Genomic DNA, 21,162 nt, shown 5'->3' on the forward strand with positions numbered 1-21,162 from the left:
GTGCCGTCCGGCCCGGCTTCCCCGCCGGCCCGGGTGCCCCCGGCGGTCCTGGCGGCGCCGGGGGCCCCGGCCCTTCGGGCGGCTACGGCTACCCCGGACCCGGTGCGCCCGGCGGCCCCGGCTCTTCGAACCACCCCGGCGGTCCCGGCCCGTCGGGCGGCTACGGCTACCCCGGCCCGCCCGGCGGCCCCGACCGGCCCGGCGGCCCCGGCCCCTCGGGCTACGGCTACCCCGGTCCCCCCGGCGGACCCGGTGCGGCCGGCGGCCCCGAAGGCCCCGGCGGCCCGGCGGGCTCCGGCTTCCCCGGCTTCCCCGACCGTCCGGGCACTCCCGGCGGTCCGGCCGGACCCGGCAACTCCGGTGGCCCCGGCTTCCCCGGTGCGCCGGGTGGTCCCGGTGCGCCCGGCGGCGCCGACCGGTCCGGCTTCTCCGGCGGCCCCGACGGTCCCGGCTTCCCCGGTGGCCCGGCGGGTGCCGGCCGGTCCGGCTTCCCTGACGGCCCCGGTGCGCCCGGCGGCTCGGGAGGTCCCGGCTTCGCCGGTGGACCCGGCGCTCCGGCGGGTGCCGGAGATCCCCGCTTCTCCGGCGGCCCCGAAGGCCCCGGCGGCCCGGCGGGCTCCGGCTTCCCCGGCGGCCCCGGTGCTCCCGGCGCCCCGGCGGGCCCTGGCTTCCCCGGTGCTCCTGGTGCTCCCGGCGGACCCGGCGCGCCCAACGGACCCGGTACGGCCGGCGGTCCTGGTGGTCCCGGCTTCCCCGGTGGCCCTGGTGCTCCCGGCGGACCCGGCGCGCCCGGCGGCCCCGGTGCCCCTGCCGGTCCCGGCTTCCCCGGCGTGGGCGGCGGCCCGGGCTTCCCGCCCGGTGGGCCCGGCACGCCCGCCGGTTCCGGCTTCCCCGACGGGCCTCGTGCGCCCGGCGGTTCCGGCTTCCCCGACGGGCCTCGTGCGCCCGGCGGTCCCGGCTTCCCGCCCGGACCGGGCGCCCCGGCCGGTGGTCACGGTGCCCCGGCCGGTGGTCCCGGTGGCGGGGGCGGGTTCCCCGGTGGGCCGGGTACGCCGCCGCCCCCGGGTGCGGGGTCGTACCAGGGCGGGGGGTTCTCCGCGGGTGGGGATCCGAACGCGACCGCGCAGGCGGAGCTGTGCCCGCAGTGCCGTACGCCGCGCGAGCACATGGCGCCGTACTGCGAGGAGTGCCGGTGGAACTTCCTGACCGGTACCGCGACCTCGTACACGCCGATCGCGCCCGCCCCGCAGCAGAACCGTCCCGCCGGCCCGCCGCCGGGGCTGAACCTGCCGCCGGGCTTCCAGTCGCCGCCGGCACCGGCACCCGCGCCCGCGCCGTCGCAGGACCCGTTCGGGTACCACGACTCGCGGCCCTCGCAGGTGAACCGGCCGGCCGAGCCGCTCGGTGCGGAGCCGACCCACCACCAGGCCCCGCCGCAGCCGCGCGCCGACGACGACTGGGTGCTCTCCCCGCCGTCCCAGGCGCAGCCGCCGCAGGCCCCGCAGCCGCAGGGTCCGCAGCGGTGGACCGCGCACATCGGTCCGGACCGTGACTACTTCATGGCGATGATGCGCCGCAGCGGTCCGGAGGCCACGGGCCTCAACCTGCCCGCGTACGCGCCGCCGAAGCAGCTGCCGCTCCAGGGCAACCAGGTGTCGATCGGACGCCGCCGGCACTCCACCGGCGAGGCCCCTGACGTCGACCTGGCCGTGCCGCCGGAGGACCCGGGCGTCTCGCACCAGCACGCGGTGCTGGTGCAGCAGCCGGACGGCTCGTGGGCGGTGGTGGACCAGAACTCCACCAACGGCACCACGGTCAACGGCGGCGAGGAGCCGATCCAGCCGTACGTCCCGGTGCAGCTCCAGGACGGCGACCGGGTGCACGTCGGCGCCTGGACGACGATCACCGTCCGGCGCGGCTGACGTACGTACCGCCCGGGAGGGCCGGGGGTCCTAGACCTCCGGTCCTCCGCCACCCCATCTGAGACGATGGGACGGTGAACGAGATTCCCGGGGACGGCGCGGTGCAGGAGCAGACCTTCTACGAGCAGGTCGGCGGCGAGGAGACGTTCCGTCGCCTGGTCCGGCGCTTCTACGAGGGCGTCGCGGAGGACCCGCTGCTCCGCCCGATGTACCCCGAGGAGGACCTCGGCCCCGCCGAGGAGCGGTTCGCGCTCTTCCTGATGCAGTACTGGGGCGGGCCCGGCACCTACAGCGAGCGCCGCGGCCACCCCCGGCTGCGGATGCGCCACGCCCCCTTCGCCGTCGACCAGGCCGCGCACGACGCGTGGCTCCGGCACATGCGGGCCGCGATCGACAGCCTGGCGCTCCCGCCCGAGCACGACGAGCGGCTGTGGAAGTACATGACGTACGCGGCGGCCTCGATGGTGAACACCGCCGGCTGACCCCCGCCCGACCGCCCGCTCCGTCCTGTCCGATCCCGATGCGGCAGGTTCAGACCACTCCACGCCACCGGATGAACACATTCCGGGGATCGATGACCGAATAACGGTCACGATCGCATCAAGGTCCATGCGTAAGCGGTTTCCAGCAGCCCGTGGCCGATGAAAGCATTCCCAGGACGTTTCGACAGTTCGACAAGCGTTCGCCGCAATGCGGACGCGCGTGGAGCGGCCAGGGGGATGGGTGACGGGGTTCGTACTTCTGCGCGTCAGGGCTCACCGGCTGCTGCTCGGCGCGGCCTTGCTCGCCGTAGTCCTGACCACGACCGTGCTCGCGGCCCTCGCCGGCTTCTCCGGGTCCATCGGGGACGCCGCGCTCCAGGCCGTCCTGCGTGACCGCTCGGCCGCCGCGGCGACCCTGCGCGTCTCCGGCGAGATCCCGGCCGAGCGGCGGGCCGCCGCCGACAAGGCGGTGACCGAGAGCGCCCACCGCGCCTTCGACGGACTGCCCGTCACCGTGCGGCGCCTGGAGAACTCGGGGCCGTACGCGCTGCCGCGCTCGCTCCAGTCGCCCGCCGCCCGCGAGGGCGACCCCGACCTGACCCACTTCGCGGCGCTCGACCGCTCCCGGCTCACGCTCGTCCGGGGCGCCTGGCCGTCGGCCGCCCGCACCGGCGGCGTCGTCGAGGCGGCGCTGCCCCGGGAGGCGGCCGAGCGGCTCAGGACCGGGCCCGGTGCCGTCCTCGAACTCACCGACCGGCTCACCGACCGGCGCGTGCAGGTCCGCATCACCGGCGTCTACGCGCCGGCCGACCTCACCGACCCGTACTGGCTGCTCGACTGGGCCGGCGGTCAGGGCGTGCGCACCGTCTCCTTCACCACCTACGGCCCGCTGCTCGCCGACCCCTCCCTGCTCTCCTCCGGGGCCCTCGCCGCCGGCGAGACCTCCTGGCTCGGCACCGCCGACTTCTCCCGCCTCGACACCGGCGGGATCGCGTCCCTGCGCACGGCCGCCACCCGCGAGCCGGAGCGGCTGCTCGCCGACGGCACCACCTTCGGCACCACCCTCAGCGTGGACACCGGCCTGCCGACCGTCCTGGCCCAGACCGAACGCGCCCTCGCCGTCTCCCGCTCCACCCTCCTCATCGTCGCCGTCCAGCTGGTGATGCTCGCCGCCTACGCGCTGCTGCTCGTCGCCCGGCTGCTGAGCACCGAACGCTCCGGCGAGACCGCGCTGCTGCGCGCCCGCGGCGGCTCCCGGCGCCGGATCGCCGGGCTCGCCGGAGCCGAGGCGCTGCTGCTCGCGCTGCCCGCGGCCGTCGTCGCCCCGCTGCTGTCCGGCCCGCTGACCCGGCTCTTCGCCGAACGCTCGGCGCTCTCCGCGCTCGGCGTGCGGCTCGACACCTCGGCCGGCCCGACGGTCTGGCTGGTCTCCGCCGGTGTGGCGCTGGCCTGCGCGGCGGCGGTCGTCGCCCCCGCGCTCGCCGCCCGGGACGGCGACGCCGTCTCGCTGCGCAAGGCCCGGGCCGGCACCCTGCCGTGGCCGGTGCGGGCGGGCGCGGACCTCGCCCTGCTGCTCCTCGCGGGCATCGCGCTCTGGCAGCTCCAGCGGCAGCCGGAGGCCGCCGCGGAAGGTTCCTCCGTCGATCCGGTGCTCGTCGCCGCGCCCGCGCTGGCGCTGCTCGCCGGCACCGTCCTGACGCTGCGTCTGCTGCCGCCCGCCGCCAAGCTGGCCGAGCGGCGGGCGGCGGGCGGCCGGGGCCTGTCGGCCGCGCTGGCCGGCTGGCAGTTCAGCCGCCGCCCGCTGCGCGGCGCCGGCCCGGTGCTGCTGCTGGTCCTCGCGGTGGCGATGGGCATGCTGGCGATCGGGCAGAGCCGTTCCTGGGAGCGGTCGCAGCACGACCAGGCCGACTTCCGGGCCGGCAGCGAGATCCGCGTGATCGGCGTCGGCCCCGGCGACCCGGCCAGGACCTCGCAGCTCGCGGCCGTCCCGGGCGTCCGCGACGTCGCGCCGGTCCACCGGTCCTCCATGGACCTGGCCGGCCGCGGCGCGACGGTCCTCGCCGTCGCCACCGAGCGGCTCGCCGACGGCATGCTGCTCCGCGAGGACCTGGCCGGCGGCAGCGCCGCCGAGCTCCTCCGCCCGCTCTCCCCCGAGGACGGCGCCCGTCCCGGCCTCACCGTGCCGGAGGACAGCCGTTCGGTCGTCGTCGGCCTGCGCAGCCAGGCCCCGCCCGGCACCTCCGCGGCGCGGGTCACGCTGGTCCTGGAGGACGTGTACGGCGTGCCCTTCCGCAAGCACGTCGGGGAGCTGCCCGCCGACGGCCGCACCCACCGGCTGACCCTCGACCTCGCCGCGCTCACCGCGAACGGCGCCCGCGCCGGCGGCGGCTTCGTCCTCACCGGCATCGAGCTCGCCGCCGACTTCACCGAGGGCGACCGGCGGGCCCAGACCCTCCACGTCGACCTGCTCGGCACGACCGGGAAGGACGGGGCGCTGCGCACCGCCGACCCGGCGGGCACGCTGGCCGGCTGGGCCGTGTCCCGCGAGCAGACCGAGCGGGGCGACGTCCAGGACCCCGAGTCGGTCAAGGGCCGGGCCGGCACCCCGGCGGCGGGCGGCCAGGGGACCCCGTACTCCGTCCCGTACGGGCTGAAGGGCTTCTTCTCCGAGCGCTACGCGCCGCAGGCCGAGAACTACTCGGTGCGGCTGACCTCCCCGGTGGGGCGCCAGGACCACCTGCTGCCGGCGATCGCCTCCGAGGCGTTCATGAGCGCGGCCAAGGCGAAGCCCGGCGACCACCTGGAGCTCTCCCTCGGCGGCCGGCGGCTCTACGTCGTCGTGAACCGGGTCGTCGAGGACCTGCCGACGACCGGCACCGCCAGCCGGACCACCGACGCGGAGGCCGCCGGGAACGTGCCGCAGGACGGCGGCGGCGTGCTCGTCGACCTGACGGCCGTCAACCGCTACCTGGCCACGACCGACCCGCTGGCCCCGGTGGCGCCCACCGAATGGTGGCTGACCCCCGAGCGGGGCGCCGCGGACGACGTCACGAAGGCGCTGCGCGCGGCCACCGACGGCGCCTCCGGCACGCTCGTGGTCCGCGACGAGATCACCGACGACCTGCTCGGCGACCCGCTCGGCGCCGGCCCCAACACCGCCCTGATGGCGGTGGCGGCCGCCGCCGCGGCCCTCGCCGCGGTCGGTTTCGCGGTCGGCTCGGCCGGGTCGGTACGGGAACGGGCCGCCGAGTTCGCCGTCCTGCGGGCCCTCGGCGCACCGCGCCGCCGGCTCGCCCGGCTCCTCGCCGCCGAGCAGGGCGTGCTGATCGGGGTGGGCCTGCTGGTCGGCCTCGCCCTCGGCAGCCTGCTGGCCCGGGTGGTCGTCCCGCTGGTCGTGCTCACCGGACGGGCCACCCGCCCGGTCCCGCCGGTCCTGGTCGAGCTGCCCCTCGGGGAGGTGGCCCTGCTCCTGGCGGGCGTCGCCGCCCTGCCGCTCGCGGTCGTCGCGGCCATCGCCCTGCGCCGCAACGACCCGGCGGTGACCCTGCGCCACCAGGGAGACAACTGATGACCGACGCCCCGCGCGAGGAGTCCCGCCCGATGCAGCCCGCAGGCGAGTCCCCCGACCCCCGGCCGACCGCCCCCGCGAAGGGCGCGGCGCGCCCCGTCGCCCCCTGGGTGCGCACCCGGCTGCGGGCCGCGCCGGGCGACGCGGCCGGCCTCGCGCTGCTGGTCTTCGTCACCGCGCTGCTCGCCGCCGCGCTGCCGCGGGTGATGGACGCGTACGAGACGAGGGGGCTGCGGCACGGCATCCGGACCGCGCCCGCCCACCAGGCCCAGATGGAGATCACGTACCCGCTGGAGCAGGGCGCCGTCGTGGCGCCCGCCACCCTGCGCGAGAACCAGGAGGAGCTGCGGCGCCTGCTGCCCGCGCCGCTGCTCACCGACCCGGAGCAGACCGTCAACGGGATCAGGACCATGGAGATGATCCAGGGCCTCGATCCGTGGCTGCCCGCGCCGGGCGGCGAGCCGGTCCGGTTCAGCCTCGCCTCCCCCTCGGACCTCGCCGCCCACGCCGTCCTGCGGCAGGGGCGGATGGCCCAGGGCGACCCGCGGCGCCCGGAGGCGGTGGTGACGACGGCGATGGCGAAGGTCCTCGGGATCAAGCCCGGTTCCGTCGTGCACGTGCCCGGCGTCGCCGCCGAGCCGATCGCCCTCACCGTGACCGGCGTCGTCGAGCCCCGCGACCCGCGGCGGCCGTACTGGACGGTGGACCCGCTGCTGGCCACACCGGTGCTGGCGATGACGGACCACCCCACGGAGCCGAAGCCCTACTGGCAGGCCGCCCTCCTCGTCGCCCCGGAGTCGGGGTCCGCCCTCGTCTCCACCACCGGCACCCCCGAGGTCTTCTGGCGCTTCCCCGCGGTCGCCGACCACCTGACCGCGCGGGACGCCGGGCCCCTCGCCGCCGCCGTCGACTCGGCGCGCAGCGGCCCCGCCTCGTCCGAGATCCGCAAGGTCACCGGCGACACCGGCCTGGTCGCCACCGGCCTCGACGAGATCTCCGCGGGCTACGCCGCGACGAAGGCCGCCATCTCCCCCGTCGTCGCCGTCGCCGTCTTCGGCATCGGCGCGGTCGCGGTGGTGGTCGTCGCCATGACCGGCGGGCTCTTCCTCACCCGCCGGGACACCGAGCTGACCCTGCTGCGCGCCCGCGGCGCCTCCCTGCCCGGCATCGGCCTCCGGCTGCTCGGCGAGACCACCGCGATCGCCGTCCCGGCCGCCGCGCTCGGCCTGGTGGCCGCCGTCGCCCTGGTCCGCAGCCCCGACACTCCCGGCGCCCCGGCGCTCACCGGCTCCGCGCCGCTCCTCCCGTCCGTCCTCGGCGCCGTGCTCGTCGCGCTGGTCGCCGCGCTCGTGCTGCCGGTCCGGGCCGTGCTCCGGCACCGGGCGCCCCGGCTGCACGGGGCCCGCGAGGACCTGGTCGACGCCAAGCCGTCCCGCCGCCGCACCGTCGTCGAGCTGACCCTGCTCGTCCTGGCGGCCGGCGCGATCGGCTCGCTGCGGCTGCGCGGCACCTCCGACGACGGCGACCACCTGGTCAGCGCGGCACCGGTGCTCGTCGGCGTGATCGCCGCCCTGGTGCTCGTCCGCGTCCAGCCGCTGCCGCTGCGCTGGCTGGCCCGCCGGGCCCGCCGGATGCGCGGCGCCGTCGTCCCGCTGGCCATCGCCCGCGCCGGCCGCTCCGCGACCGCCGGCGCGCTGCCGCTGCTCGCGCTCGTCCTCGCGCTGACCGCGGCGGCCTTCGGCGGCTCGGTCCTCGCCGGGGTCGCCGACGCCCGCGACCGGGCGGCGACGCTCTTCACCGGTGCCGACGCCCGCGTCGAGGGCAGCACCGAGGGCGTACCGCTGCCGGCCGGACTCACCGAGGCGGTACGCGGCGTGAAGGGCGTCCGCGAGGCGCAGCCCGTACAGATCGAGTACGGGGTGGCGCTGCCGTCCCCGGTCGCCGCCGACCAGCCGATGAGCGCCCGCCTCGTCTCCGTCGACCCGGCCGCCTACGCGGGCCTCGCCCGGCGGACCGACAACGGCGCCTTCCCCGACGAGCTCCTCGCCTCCACCGGGAAGGGCGGCCCGGAGGCGGTCGGCGACACCGACCGGGTGCTGCCCGCCCTCGCCTCGCCGGAGGTCGCCGCGCGCCTCGGCGACGCACCGATGCTGCTGATCGCGGCGACCGGCAGCTTCCACGTGAAGGTGGTCGCGGTACGGGACTCCACCCCGGCGGTGAGCGGCGGGAACTTCCTCGTCGTCAACGCCGCCGACATCACCAACCGGCGGCCGACCACCGTCCTGCTGAGCGGCACGCCCGACGGCGCGTCGCTGCGGGCGGCGGTCGCCGCGAAGTCCCGGGAGTTCGACGTGACGCTGAGCGCCGAGGCCCGCGGATCGTACGTGGACTCGCCGCTCCAGTCCGGCGCCGAGGGACTCTACTCCGCGGCGATCGGGGCGGGCGCCGCCTACGCGGTGGTCGCCGTGCTGCTGTCGCTGACGCAGAGCGGCCCCGAGCGGGCGACGCTGCTGTCCCGGCTGCGGACGATGGGCCTCACCCGGCGGCAGGGCCGCCGGCTGCTCGGCCTGGAGGCGCTGCCGCCGGCGGTCTTCGCCGCGCTCGGCGGGGCGCTCGCCGGCTGGGCCACGGTGCCGCTGCTCGCGCCCGGCGTCGACCTGCACCGGCTGGCGCTGGCCACGGTGGCGGACGCCGTGAGCACCAGCGGTGTCGCCCTGCGGGCCGACCCGTGGTCCCTGGTGGTGCCGGCCGTGGCCGTGGTCCTCCTGACGGGGGCGGCGGCGGGCGTACAGGCGTGGTGGACGGGCCGGCAGAGCTCGGTGAAGGAACTCAGGGCAGGAGACGCACGATGACGACGACCGCGAACACGACCCTGGAGGAGCTGGAGCGGCGGGCCAACGCGCACCGCGACCGGCCCTCGTACGGCCATGACGCGCTGATCGCCTGCGACCGGCTGGTGCGGATCTTCACCACCGACGGGGTGGAGGTGCAGGCCCTCCAGGGGCTCGACCTCCTCGTCAAGGAGGGCGAGTTGATGGCCCTGGTGGGGGCGTCGGGCTCCGGCAAGTCGACCCTGATGAACATCCTGGCCGGCCTGGACGTGCCCACCGCGGGCGCGGCCCGGGTGGCCGGCTGCGACCTGCTCGCCATGACCGGCAAGGACCGGCTGCGCTACCGCCGCGAGATCGTCGGCTTCGTCTGGCAGCAGACCGCCCGCAACCTCCTCCCCTACCTGACGGCCGCCCAGAACGTGGCGCTGCCGATGCAGTTGGCGGGCAGCAAGGGGAAGCGGGCCGAGCGGGCCGCGGAACTGCTCGCCATGATGGACATCGCGCACCTCGCCGACCGGCGCCCGCACCAGCTCTCCGGCGGCCAGCAGCAGCGGGTCGCGATCGCGGTCGCCCTCGCCAACGACCCGAAGGTCCTCCTCGCCGACGAACCGACCGGCGAGCTGGACTCGGCCACCGGCGAGCAGGTCTTCGCCTCCTTCCGCCGGGCCAACGAGGAGCTGGGCACCAGCATCGTCATCGTCACCCACGACCAGGCGGTCGCCTCCGAGGTGCGCCGCACGGTCGCGATCCGCGACGGCCGCACCTCCTCCGAGGTGCTGCGCCGCACGGAGGTCGACGCGGAGGGCCAGGAGTCCCTGGTGGCACGGGAGTACGCGATGCTCGACCGCGCGGGCCGGCTGCAGCTCCCGGCGGACTACACCAAGGCGCTCGGCATGGAGCACCGGGTGGCGCTGGAGCTGGAGCAGGACCACATCGGGGTGTGGCCGGACGACGTCGAGGGCTGAGGAACCGACCCCGCCCCGGCCCCGTCCCAGTCCGGGGGTGGTCGGGATGGGAAAGGCACGCGTACTCACGTACGCCGGCGCGGTGGCCGTGCCGTTCGGCTCCGGCACGCTGCTGCACCTGTGGGGCGGCTGGTCGATGCGGTCCCCGCTGGGCACGCCGACCGCGCTCGCGGTCCTCGTCGGCCTGGTCGTCGCCGGGCTCGCGGTGGCGGCGCACAACGCGCTCTTCCGCGAGGGCGGCAGCGTCCTGGCCCTGGTGCTGCTCCTCGCCGGCCTGGGCGCGGTGTGGATCGAGGCCCGGGACTCGCGGGTGCGCGGGGAGACGGTGGAGTGCGTGGTGGTGGGGAAGGTGCGGGTCACCGACCATCCCACCTTCGGCGAGGGCGCCCCGGAGGCGAAGCGGCTGTACCACCACACGCTGGACTGCCCGGGCGGCTACCCGGCCGCGTTCTCCTGGGAGGAGAGGCTCGGCGAGGCCGGCAAGCCGATCAGGATCGCCTACGACCCGGCCCGCCGGATGGACCCGGTCCCGGCCGACGAGAACGTCGCCCGGGGCGCCCTCTTCGTCCCCGCGGGCCTGCTGCTGCTCGCGACGGTCCTCTCGGTGGCCGCGCTGGCGGTCGAGGGGACGGACGACCGGGTCTGGTGAGGGCTACGGGGCGGGGGTGACGGTGAGCCCGGACGGGGCCGTGCGCAGGGCGACGGAGCCGTACGGGGTGCGCAGCCGCAGCCACGGTCCGGCGGCCATCAGCGCGACGGGCAGGTCCCCGGGCGGCAGGAAGCCCAGCGACTGGGCGGCGTGCACGGCCCGCAGCGGCAGGCCGGTGGTGCCGAGGACGCGGGACCAGATCTCCCGGCCGACGCGGTCGCGCTCGGCGCGGGTGCGCCGCTCCTCGGGCAGTTCCTCGTCGCGGCGGCGGAACTCGGCGACGGCGGCGGCGACCGCCCCGCGCAGTTCCCCGGCGCCGGGGAGGCCCTCGACGGGACGCCAGCCGGTGCGCGGCGGGAGGACGCCGGCCCAGGGCGGGCCGGTGACGGCGCCGGGGACGACGGCCTTGCCGGCCGTCTCCTCGACGCCGTCAAGGAGCTCCCCGGCGGAGACGGTGACGTCGAGGTCGACGGCGTCCTCCAACCGGGCCGTGCGGATCGCGAGGACCTCGAAGGACGGCGGGCGTCCGAACACGGCGAGCGCGCCGCCCCCGGCCTGGAGGCGGACGGCGGCGGCGCGGTCGTAGTGCACGAGCCGGCCCAGGAAGGCGGCGAGGGCCGCCGCCTCCCTGGGGTCGGCGAAGTGCAGCGGGGCGAGCACGGTCATGCGGCGGACGTCATCCCGTCGTCGACGTACTCCTGGAGGAAGCTGCGCTCCTCCTCGGAGATGCGGCGGGGCCGCTGCGCCTCCAGGTCGAAGGGCACGACGACCGTGGACGCCCGGACGTAGGTCACGTCGGGGTCCTTGATCTCGTACGCGATCGTCAGCGACGCCGCGCCGATCTTCGTGACCCAGGACTCGATGGTCACCGGCTCGTGCCGGTGGACCAGCGGGCGCAGGTAGTCGATCTCGTGGCGGGCCACGACGGACCCGCCGGAGAAGGACGGGCTGCCGTCCCCGGGCGCCAGCCGGAACATGAAGTCGATCCGGGCCTCCTCCAGGTAGCGGAGGAAGACCACGTTGTTGACGTGCCCGAAGGCGTCCATGTCCGACCAGCGGAGGGGGCAGCTGTAGATGTGTCTCGCCACGACGACCTCAGCCCCGGGTGAGCTTCTTGTGCGTGGCGCGGTGCGGACGGGTCGCGTCCGGGCCGAGCCGCTCGACCTTGTTCTTCTCGTAGGACTCGAAGTTGCCCTCGAACCAGAACCACTTGGAGTCGCCCTCGTAGGCCAGGATGTGCGTGGCCACTCGGTCGAGGAACCAGCGGTCGTGGGAGACGACCACGGCGCAGCCGGGGAAGTCGAGGAGCGCGTTCTCCAGCGAGGAGAGGGTCTCGACGTCGAGGTCGTTGGTGGGCTCGTCGAGGAGCAGCAGGTTGCCGCCCTGCTTGAGGGTGAGCGCGAGGTTGAGGCGGTTGCGCTCACCGCCGGAGAGCACGCCGGCCGGCTTCTGCTGGTCCGGGCCCTTGAAGCCGAACGCGGAGACGTAGGCGCGGGACGGCATCTCGACCTGGCCGACGTTGATGTAGTCCAGCTCGTCGGAGACGACGGCCCACAGCGTCTTCTTCGGGTCGATGTTGGCGCGGCCCTGGTCGACGTAGGAGATCTTGACCGTCTCGCCGATCTTGATCTCGCCGGCGTCGGGGGTCTCCAGGCCCTGGATCATCTTGAACAGCGTGGTCTTGCCGGCGCCGTTCGGGCCGATGATGCCGACGATGCCGTTACGGGGCAGGGTGAAGGAGAGGTCCTCGATGAGGACCTTCTCGCCGAACGCCTTCGAGAGGTTGTTGACCTCGACGACGACGGAGCCCAGGCGCGGGCCCGGCGGGATCTGGATCTCCTCGAAGTCCAGCTTCCGCATCTTGTCGGCCTCGGCGGCCATCTCCTCGTAGCGCGCGAGACGCGCCTTGGACTTGGCCTGACGCCCCTTGGCGTTGGACCGCACCCACTCGAGCTCTTCCTTGAGGCGCTTGGCGCGCTTCTCGTCCTTCTTGCCCTCGACCTTGAGGCGCTCGGCCTTCTTCTGGAGGTAGGTCGAGTAGTTGCCCTCGTACGGGATGGCGCGGCCGCGGTCGAGCTCCAGGATCCACTCGGCCACGTTGTCGAGGAAGTACCGGTCGTGGGTGATGGCCACGACGGTGCCCTTGTACTTGGCGAGGTGCTGCTCCAGCCAGTTCACCGACTCGGCGTCGAGGTGGTTGGTGGGCTCGTCGAGGAGCAGCAGGTCGGGGGCCTCAAGGAGGAGCTTGCAGAGCGCCACGCGGCGCTTCTCGCCACCGGAGAGGTTGTTGACCGGCCAGTCGCCGGGCGGGCAGCCCAGGGCGTCCATGGCCTGCTCCAGCTGGGTGTCGAGGTCCCACGCCTCGGCGTGGTCCAGGTCCTCCTGGAGCTTGCCCATCTCGTTCATGAGCTCGTCCGTGTAGTTCGTGGCCATCTCCTCGGCGATGGCGTTGAACCGGTCGAGCTTGCCCTTGATCTCCGCGACGCCGTCCTCGACGTTCTCCAGGACGGTCTTGGACTCGTCGAGCTTCGGCTCCTGCATGAGGATGCCGACCGAGTAGCCCGGGGAGAGGAAGGCGTCGCCGTTGGACGGCTGCTCCAGCCCGGCCATGATCTTCAGAACGGTGGACTTACCGGCACCGTTCGGGCCGACCACACCGATCTTCGCACCCGGCAGGAAGCTCAGCGTCACGTCATCGAGGATGACCTTGTCGCCGTGCGCCTTGCGCGTCTTGCGCATCGTGTAGATGTACTCAGCCAAGAGAAACCGTCCGGCAAAGAGTGAGTGGGCAGATACACCCATCTTGCCGCACCGCCGCCCCCAGGCGGAAACCAGTACCTGGCGCGCCCGGGGCCCAGGGGGTGCCGGGCGGGTCTCGGCGGGCCGGACCGGGCGGGTCGCGGCGGGGTGGACGTGCGACGGCCCCGGTCGCCGAGGGCGTCCGGGGCCGTGCGGGTCACGGGGTGTGGTCACCCCGTGACGTCATGCCGTACTGCGGGCCGTACTACTGACCGGCGGCCTTCTTCTTGCGGAGGAAGAACACCGCGCCGCCGCCGGCCAGGACGAGCGCGACGGCGATGCCGGCGATCATCGGGGTGGCGTTGGAGCTGCCGGTCTCGGCCAGGTCACCGCCGGTGGTGCCGGTGGTGCCGGTGGAGGCGTCCGTGGAGGCGCTGGGGGCCGGGGTGGACGCGCTCGCCGAGGGGGTCTCGGACGGGGTGTCGGTCGACGGGGTCGCCGACGGGGTGCCGGTGGACGGCTCCGGGCTCGGGGCGGTCTTGCAGTCGAGGACGCCCTGGAAGGACTTCGAGAAGCCGTTCGGGCCCGTGATGGTGAAGTCGTACGCGGTGTCCTCGGGGACCGGGACCGTGACGGTCTTCGTCTCGCCGGCCTTGATCGTGTAGGAGACGCCCTTCACGTCGAAGGTCCAGTCCTCGTCACCCTCGTTGGAGGCGGTGATGTCGAGGCCGCCCTTGGCGCAGTTCTCGGCGACGGTGACGGCCGGGACCGCACCCTTCTTCGCCCAGGCGGCGGTGACCTCGGTGTTGACCGTGGACTTGCTGCTGCCGGCGAGGATCAGCGTCTGCTCGTGGCCCACGACGCTGCCGAAGACGCGGCCGATCGCGACCTCGGTCTCGGTCTGCAGGGAGACCTTGGTGGTGCCGTCCGGGGTGCCGGCCGGGACGTCGAGGAAGAGCTCCTTGCCGTTGCCCGTCGTGGTGACGGCCTGGCCGCCCGCGTCGACGACCTTGACGCCCGCCGGGGCGTCGGCCGGCAGGGAGACCTTGACGGCGCCGTCGGCGGCCGTGGTGGTCACCTTGAACGGGCCGATCTTGTCGCCGGCCTTGCCCGCGATGGAGGCCGGGGCGGCGGCGAGGGAGACCTTCGGCTCCTCCTGCTCCGGGGCCTTGGCGGCCTCGGCGACCAGGTAGCCGGTCAGCGCCTTGGCCTCCGGGTCCAGCGGGGTGGCCTTGACGTTGTCGGAGTACGTCCAGATCGCGGCCTGGGTGGCCGTGGCGGCCTCCTCGCCCGTCAGGGCGCCGACGCCGGCCTTGCCGGCCAGCGCGTTGAGGTCGTTCACCTCGGGGTACGAGTGCTGCAGGATCCAGCGGATCTTGCCGGCGTTCGGGTTGTCGTGGAGGGTCGACTTGTCCCAGTCGGTCTCCTTGTACGCCGTACCCGGGTCGGTGGAGGTCCACAGGTCGATGCAGTACGCCTGCAGCGAGCCGCCGCCATCCACGGTCAGGTCGAAGAGGCCGCCGCGCTCGACCGAGTCGCCCCGGTCACTCTCGATCTTGATCTTGCCGGACTCCTTGAGGCCGCCCAGCGTCGCGGCGACGCCGCCGTCGGCCATCGCCGGAGCCGCGAGGGCTATCGCGCTGGAGGCGACCAGGCCGGAGACCAGGGTCGCGGCTGCCGCACGGGCAGCACCGCGCCCACGAACTGAAAACATTGCATTCCCCTCCGGGCGAGTCGCTCCGCGAACTTGGTCGATTCGCGTGGGGGGAGCGCCCGCCAGCAGACTCAGTGACTCGATGGGCTCGCGTGCCTCATGAGTACTCAGGGATCCTAGGGATGCGGAAGGGCCCGGTCCCCGGTCATACGGTGAGATAACCATTCCGTCTCGGAATCGTTATACCCCAGGCGAGTTGGTCGACAAATCCCCACAACTCAAGGTCAGGACGCGGTTACCAGCTGGTGAGCGGCGCTCGTCCAGGGGTCTTTTCCGTCCGCCGGGACGAGTTCCGGAAGCGCCTCGCTCTCCGTCAGGTCGCCCTCCCCCGCGGGCCGCGGCTCTCCCCGCGGACTCCTGCGGAACGCGGAGGTCCCCCGGGTGAGGTCGTGTCCGACGGACAGCGCGTCGATGTCCACGAAGGTCTTGCGCTGTCCGTCCCGCTCGTCCTCACGGACCTTCAGCCTGCCGTGCACCACCAGCGGTTCCCCCACCGAGACCGAGGCCATGACGTTGGCGCCGAGCGAGCGCCAGGCCGAGACCGTGTAGAAGCTGGTCGGTCCGTCGGTCCACACCGCCCGCTCGCGGTCCCATCGCCGCGCGGTCACCGCGAACCGGAACCGGGCCACCTTCCCCGCCACCGTGTCCCGAAAGTCCACGGCCGTCGCCACGTTCCCCACCAGGGTCACCATCGTGTCGTTCATGCCTTCCGTCCCCTCCCCGAGCGGTGGGCCCCGCTCCCGATCTGGTGGACACCATGCTGGCCGGACGGCGAGAAGCCCGCCGACGCCTGTGGACGACCGACGGGCTGTGGACAACTCGCCCACCCGACAGGGGGACGGACCGGGGCACCGCTCCCCGCCCGGGCACTACCGGACGCGGGCTCCCGCCCGCGTCGCGCCCAGCCGCGGCGCACCCCCGCGGCCCCGCCCGCCGCCGCGGCCGCCCTCGCCGACGATCCGCGGCGAGGGCCGGGGCCCGGCCACCTTCGCGTACTGCTCGCGCACCTCGCGGTAGCGCAGCAGTTCGGCCGAGACGGGGTCGAGGACCCGGGCCCGGCCGCAGGCGGCGGCCGCCTCCGCGAGCTTGCGTTCGGCCTCCTGCCCGTACCGCCGGGCCGGTCCCTTCACGGCGCTCTCGCAGGCCCACTCGATCAGCGGCCCGCCGGCGATGCCGCCCACCATCACCAGGACCGGGACCAGCAGCCCGGGTTCCACGAAGCCCACGATCTGGCCGACCAGCCACAGGGCGCCGAAGAGCTGGAGCAGCGTCATCAGGGCCTGGGCGAGGACGGCGGCCGGCCACCAGGCGGGGCGCGGCGGCCGGGCGGCCGGGTCGCCGAGACCCGCGGCCAGCTCGTCCAGCGCCTCGGGCAGCCCCTCGGCACCGCGCGTGGCGGCCTCCCGCACGGCCTGCGCCCAGGGCGCGGGAAGCCCGTGCGAGGCCTCGTCGGCCACGATCCGCACCGCCTGTTCGACGCGCTGCCGGGCGGTCAGCTCGTCCTCGACGGGCGAGGCGAGCCGGGGATCGGTGGAGCCGTGCGCGCGCAGTCGCCCGTACCAGCGGTGGAGTCGCAGCCACGGCGAGCCGCAGGCGCGGATCGCGCCGCGCCGCCAGACCCGCTCGGCGGCCTCGCCGGCCGCCTGGGCGCCGACGGCGACGGCGAGCCGGCCGGCGAACTCCTCGCGGCTCCGCTCCCCCAGCCCTGTGCGGGCGTCGGCGACGTAGGCGGGCCGCAGCCTGGCCGCGGCAGCGTCGATGTCGGCGGCGATGCGCCGCTCGGGCGCGGTGCGCTCCTGCACGAACCGGGCGAGGAGTTCGCGGAGTTCGGGCACGCCCTCGCCGGTGAGGGCGGAGACGGGCAGCACCGTGGCACCGGGCTCGCCGTGCTCGCCCAGGGCCATGCCGTCCTCGTCGAGGAGCCGGCGCAGGTCGTCCAGGACGAGCTCGGCGGCCTCGGTGCCCAGCCGGTCGACCTGGTTGAGCACCACGAAGGTGACCTCGGCGTGCCCCGCGAGCGGCCGCAGGTACCGCTCGTGCAGGGCCGCGTCGGCGTACTTCTCGGGGTCGACCACCCAGATGACGGCGTCGACCAGGCCGAGCGCCCGGTCGACCTGGTCGCGGTGGGCGGTGACGGCCGAGTCGTGGTCGGGCAGGTCGATGAGGACGAGGGACTGGAGTTCGGCGTCGGCCGCGCCGCCCGCCAGGGGCCTCCGCCGCAGCCGCCCGGGCACGCCCAGCCGGTCGAGGAGCCCGGCGGCCCCCTCCGACCAGGTGAGGGCCAGCGGCGCGGAGGTGGTCGGCCGGCGCAGCCCCGTCTCCGAGACGGAGACGCCGGCGAGCGCGTTGAAGAGAGTGGACTTGCCGCTGCCGGTGGCGCCCGCGAGGGCGACGACGGTGTGCCGGGAGGAGAGCCGCTGCCGGGCGGCGGCCTCGTCCAGCACCCGGCCGGCCTCGGCGAGCGCCTCGCTCTCGACCCGGGTCCGGGAGAGCCCGACGAGCTCGTGGAGGGCGTCGAGCCGGGTCCGCAGCCCGCTGCCGTAACTCCCCCCGAAGCCCCCGGTGTCCTCGGCCTCCTCCCCCTCCACCACGGCCGGCTCCTCGGGCACGGCCCGCTCGGCGGCGCGGCGCGCGATCAGCCCGTCGGCCCACCGCTCCCGGTCTTCCTTCTCCTGCGGCTTCTCGGCCACGTCACTTCTCCTTCTGCAGTACGGAGAGCGCGGCGATCAGCTCCGCCTGCGGCTCGGGGGTGACGCCGAGGGCGTCGAGCGGCGCGAGGCGCCGGTCGCGCTCGGCGTGCAGGACGCGGTCGACGTGGGTGAGGACGAGGTCGCCGCCCTTGTCGCGCAGGCGCAGCGCGGCCTGGGCGCCGAGGAGTTCGGCCAGCCGCTCGCCCGCGGGCCGGGCGCGGCGGCCGCCGTGGTGGGAGGCCGCGAGCAGGCCGGCGACGGTCTCGGCGTCGGGCAGCGCGGCCCGGGCGGCGCCCCGCCCGGCGGGCTTCTCCACGCCCCGCACCTCCTCCTCGGCCAGCTCCTCCAGGACCCGCCGCCAGCGGCGCACCTCCAGGCCGATCCGCTCGGCGACCTCCCGGTCGGCGCCGGCGGGGACGGTCCGCAGGGCGGCGGCGGCCGGCTCGCGGCGGTGGACCTCGCGGATCCCCTCCTCCGCCGCGGAGACCGCGCAGTGGAGGAGGGCGGCGAGGGACTCGGTGAGCGCGTCGAGGAGTTCCTCGGCGGAGCTGTCGCGGGGGTAGGCGCGCCAGCGGGCCCGCGCGTCCCCGGCGAGCACGGCCCCCTTGCCGAGCTCCTTGCGCACCCGCGCGCCCTGGCCGCGGTAGGCGGCCTCGACGGCGCCGGTGAGGCGGACGGAGGCGGCGTACTGCGCGGCGACGGCACCGGCCAGTTCGGGAAGCCGGGCGTCGAGCGAGTCGATCACGCCGGAGGCGGTCCGGGAGACGGCCTGCTGCCGGGCGGCGGGGTCCTCCGCGCGGTGCGCGAGCCACCCCCGGAGCGCGGCGACGGCGCTCTCGGGCAGCAGCCCGCTCCCGCCGCCCGTCGACTCGGGCAGCTCGGGAACGGTGAACCGCGGCACGTCCCCGAGCCCGGCCTTGTCCAGCAGCGCCCCGTACTGCCGGGAGACCTCGCCGACGACCTGGTGCGGCACCCGGTCGAGGACGGTGACGAGGGTGGCGTCGTACTCCTTGGCGGTACGGAGCAGGTGCCAGGGCACGGCGTCGGCGTACCGGGACGCGGTGGTGACCATCACCCAGATGTCTGCGGCGCACATCAACTCGGCGGCGAGCAGCCGGTTCTCCACGACGAGGGAGTCGATGTCGGGGGCGTCGAGGAGCGCCAGCCCGCGGGGCAGGGTGGCGGCGGTCTCGACCCGCAGCGCGTTGTCCTCGCTGTCGGGCACCTCGGCGGCCGGGTGCTCGTCGTCGGTCTGCGGCAGCCACACCCGGGTGAGCTGCGGCAGCACGCGGAGCCCCGCGAACCAGTGGTGGTCCTCGGGATGGCAGACCAGTACCGGCGTCCGCGTCGTCGGCCGCAGCACGCCCGCCTCGCTCACCCGCCGCCCGACGAGCGAGTTCACCAGCGTCGACTTCCCGGCCCCCGTCGACCCGCCCACGACGGCGAGCAGCGGCGCGTCCGGATCCTTCAGCCGCGGCACCAGGTAGTCGTCGAGCTGCGCCAGCAGTTCGGCCCGCGTCTGCCGGGCACGCGGCACGTCGGGAAGGGGAAGGGGAAGACGCACGGCCGCGACTCGGTCGCGCAGGGCGGAGAGTGCGTCGATCAGCTGAGGCCGTTCGTCCAAGGTCACCACATGCGAAGAATGCCCAATTTATGAGCGTTTTTGAAGCGTATGACGGCCCTGCGCGCCGAAGAAGGGGAGGGTGACCGGAACCCCGGGCATAACGAGTGCACAACACCCGCCGCGCGTGGCGTGAAAAGCGCTGCGCGAATCGCACCTGCCTGCGATTATCGGTTCGCTTCACCGAACCTCCACATCGTGCCACGCAGGTGAAGCACCCGGGCCAAGCCGCCGGTCCCCCTATCCTTGTCCCGGCAGCCCCACCCCACCCACCCGGGCCACCAGGCCCAAGGCCACCACCGGCCCCCGTAGCTCAGCGGATAGAGCAGGTGCCTTCTAAGCACTTGGCCGCAGGTTCGAGTCCTGCCGGGGGCGCACAGTGAGACCCCTCCTTCGGGAGGGGTCTTTTTTGCTGGTCGGGGGGTTTCGGCCGGTGGGGAGGGGTGGTCGGGGAGGAGCGGGGTGGCTCGATCCGTGCGGCGGGAGGGCTCGCCGTTCGAGTGACGTGTGGGGCTTCGGGTCGACGCGGGGTCAGGCGGCGCGACGGGTGCCGTTGTCGTCGCAGGGGAGGGGGTGGTGGGAGACGAAGTCGAGTACGCCCCCTCGGCGCGTCCGCGCGCCGGTCAGGCCGTGTGGAGGGTGCGGAAGCGGGTGGGGTCCGCCGGGTCCCGGTCGGTGACCTGGAGCGGGGGGCCGGTCCACTGCCACACGGGGGAGCCCTCGGGGCGGGTGAAGCGGATCTTGCCGCGGGTGCCCTCCACGACCACGTGCGGCCAGCAGGCGGCGACGGCCTCCCGGTCGGGGCCGTGGGAGCGGAGGGCCTCGGCGAGGACGGTGACGGTGTCGTGGCCCTCGAAGGCCACGAAGGACGGGGCGGTGCCCAGCCGTTCGCGGAGGGCCGCCGCCACCTGGGCGCCGAGCGGCGTCGGATCGGCGGGGAGGTAACGGAGGAAGGGGATCGCGCCGCCGTCGCCGCCCAGGAGTTCCGCCCACCCGGCGAACTCCGGCTGGCCGGCCGGCGCGCCGATCAGGAGGTCCGCGAGCCGGGGGTCCCGGCGTACGGCCCGGACGAGCGGGACCGCCGGGTCCGGGAAGCCGGTCAGCAGGAGCAGCGCCGTCGCGTCCCCGGCGGCCAGGGCGTCGCAGAGGGCCCCGAAGGACGGGGTGCGGGCGTCGAGTTCGGTGACGGTGCCGCCGTGCGGGGCCAGGTGCGCGCGGAGGATGCCGGTGCCCGCCGCCCAGTAGGCGCTCGGCTCCGTCGCCACCGCCACGCGCGCGTGGCCGGCGGCGAGCAGGAAGTCCGCGTAGGCGCGCCAGCCGCGGGACTGCGGCGGGGCCAGCCGGGCGATCCGGTCGGTCGGCCGGTCGGTGAGCGCGTCGATCACCGCCGAGGAGCAGAGGAAGGGCAGGCCGAGGGCGTCGGCACGGGCGGCCGCGGCGCGGGCGGCGACGCTGTGGTACTCCCCCGCCAGGGCGACCGCGCCGAGGCCGGCGAGTTCGTCCACGGCCGCCTCGGCCCGGCGCGGGTCGGCCGCGGTGTCCCGGACCACGAGCGCGAGGGGCCGCCCGGCGATCCCGCCGGTCGCGCCGACCTCCTCGGCGGCCAGTTCGCACCCGGCGACCAGGTGCCGCCCGGCCTCCGTCCAGCCGGGGCGGCTCAACGGGGCGAGGACGCCGATCCGGACGGGGGGCGGGGGCGGTGCGCTCATGGGCGGGAACTCCGGTGGGGTGGTTCAGGCGGTACGTACCGTTCCCTCCCCATTCTTCGTACGCCGCCGGGCGCGCGGCCTCGCGGCGCGCCGTCGTCCTCCGCGGGAGCTCTGGCGGCCGTCCGTCGCCAGGCGGAGGGGCCTGTCGGAGGCGCGGGCCGCCCGGCCCCGGGATAAGGAGACCGTCGGAGGCGCGGGGCGTCCGACCACGGAAGAAGGAGACCGTCGGAGGCGCGGGGCGTCCGACCACGGAAGAAGGAGACCGTCGGAAG

At 75.5% G+C, this 21,162-nt stretch carries 14 protein-coding genes and 1 tRNA gene; 7 read left to right on the forward strand and 8 right to left on the reverse strand.

What is annotated here, in order from left to right:
- Nucleotides 1-830: 830 nt before the first annotated feature.
- The 6 genes from IE321_RS43030 (at nt 831) to IE321_RS14550 (ending at nt 10,417) form a co-directional block, all read left to right on the forward strand.
- Complete coding sequence (locus tag IE321_RS43030; protein ID WP_190223191.1) at nt 831-1,922, forward strand: FHA domain-containing protein; 1,092 nt, start codon at nt 831-833, stop codon at nt 1,920-1,922.
- A 74-nt stretch (nt 1,923-1,996) separates the two neighbouring features.
- Nucleotides 1,997-2,404, forward strand: a complete 408-nt coding sequence (locus IE321_RS14530) for a globin (RefSeq protein WP_190223192.1) — start codon at nt 1,997-1,999, stop codon at nt 2,402-2,404.
- Nucleotides 2,405-2,645: 241 nt separating this feature from the next.
- Nucleotides 2,646-5,972: an FtsX-like permease family protein gene (locus IE321_RS14535; protein ID WP_190223193.1), complete on the forward strand. Its 3,327-nt coding sequence runs from the start codon at nt 2,646-2,648 to the stop codon at nt 5,970-5,972.
- Nucleotides 5,972-8,824, forward strand: a complete 2,853-nt coding sequence (locus IE321_RS14540; RefSeq protein ID WP_229916406.1) for an FtsX-like permease family protein — start codon at nt 5,972-5,974, stop codon at nt 8,822-8,824. The genes IE321_RS14535 and IE321_RS14540 overlap by 1 nt, the downstream gene beginning before the upstream one ends.
- Nucleotides 8,821-9,768 (forward strand): ABC transporter ATP-binding protein, encoded by a 948-nt coding sequence (locus IE321_RS14545; protein ID WP_043224130.1) that lies wholly within the window; start codon nt 8,821-8,823, stop codon nt 9,766-9,768. Before IE321_RS14540 ends, IE321_RS14545 begins: the two co-directional genes overlap by 4 nt.
- A gap of 46 nt (nt 9,769-9,814) precedes the next feature.
- Nucleotides 9,815-10,417 carry a hypothetical protein gene (locus IE321_RS14550; RefSeq protein WP_190223194.1) on the forward strand — a complete coding sequence of 201 codons (603 nt, stop codon included), beginning with the start codon at nt 9,815-9,817 and terminating at the stop codon, nt 10,415-10,417.
- Nucleotides 10,418-10,420: 3 nt separating this feature from the next.
- On the opposite strand, the gene IE321_RS14555 is transcribed toward IE321_RS14550, so the two are convergent.
- The 7 genes from IE321_RS14555 to IE321_RS14585 all read right to left on the reverse strand — a co-directional run bounded on the left by IE321_RS14555 (nt 10,421) and on the right by IE321_RS14585 (nt 19,184).
- Nucleotides 10,421-11,083 (reverse strand): DUF8010 domain-containing protein, encoded by a 663-nt coding sequence (locus IE321_RS14555; RefSeq protein WP_190223195.1) that lies wholly within the window; start codon nt 11,081-11,083, stop codon nt 10,421-10,423.
- Nucleotides 11,080-11,505 carry an acyl-CoA thioesterase gene (locus IE321_RS14560; protein WP_079022000.1) on the reverse strand — a complete coding sequence of 142 codons (426 nt, stop codon included), beginning with the start codon at nt 11,503-11,505 and terminating at the stop codon, nt 11,080-11,082. Before IE321_RS14560 ends, IE321_RS14555 begins: the two co-directional genes overlap by 4 nt.
- Nucleotides 11,506-11,512: 7 nt before the next feature.
- Complete coding sequence (ettA, locus tag IE321_RS14565) at nt 11,513-13,177, reverse strand: energy-dependent translational throttle protein EttA (protein ID WP_189847556.1); 1,665 nt, start codon at nt 13,175-13,177, stop codon at nt 11,513-11,515.
- A 244-nt stretch (nt 13,178-13,421) separates the two neighbouring features.
- Nucleotides 13,422-14,870 (reverse strand): Cys-Gln thioester bond-forming surface protein, encoded by a 1,449-nt coding sequence (locus IE321_RS14570; protein WP_190223196.1) that lies wholly within the window; start codon nt 14,868-14,870, stop codon nt 13,422-13,424.
- Nucleotides 14,871-15,094: 224 nt separating this feature from the next.
- Entirely contained in the window at nt 15,095-15,574 is a 480-nt protein-coding gene (locus tag IE321_RS14575; RefSeq protein WP_190223197.1) for a single-stranded DNA-binding protein, read from the reverse strand.
- Nucleotides 15,575-15,739: 165 nt separating this feature from the next.
- A complete protein-coding gene (locus IE321_RS14580; protein ID WP_190223198.1) occupies nt 15,740-17,560 on the reverse strand; it encodes a YfjP family GTPase in 1,821 nt (606 codons plus the stop codon).
- Nucleotide 17,561: 1 nt separating this feature from the next.
- Complete coding sequence (locus tag IE321_RS14585) at nt 17,562-19,184, reverse strand: dynamin family protein (RefSeq protein WP_190223199.1); 1,623 nt, start codon at nt 19,182-19,184, stop codon at nt 17,562-17,564.
- A 299-nt stretch (nt 19,185-19,483) separates the two neighbouring features.
- Between IE321_RS14585 and IE321_RS14590 the strand changes: the two genes are divergently transcribed.
- A tRNA-Arg gene (locus tag IE321_RS14590) sits at nt 19,484-19,556 on the forward strand.
- 248 nt (nt 19,557-19,804) lie between these two features.
- Here the strand turns inward: IE321_RS14590 and IE321_RS14595 are convergent.
- Nucleotides 19,805-20,890, reverse strand: a complete 1,086-nt coding sequence (locus IE321_RS14595; RefSeq protein ID WP_190223200.1) for an ABC transporter substrate-binding protein — start codon at nt 20,888-20,890, stop codon at nt 19,805-19,807.
- Nucleotides 20,891-21,162: the final 272 nt, after the last annotated feature.

The organism is Streptomyces hydrogenans, from assembly GCF_014656075.1.
Taxonomy (GTDB): domain Bacteria; phylum Actinomycetota; class Actinomycetes; order Streptomycetales; family Streptomycetaceae; genus Streptomyces; species Streptomyces hydrogenans.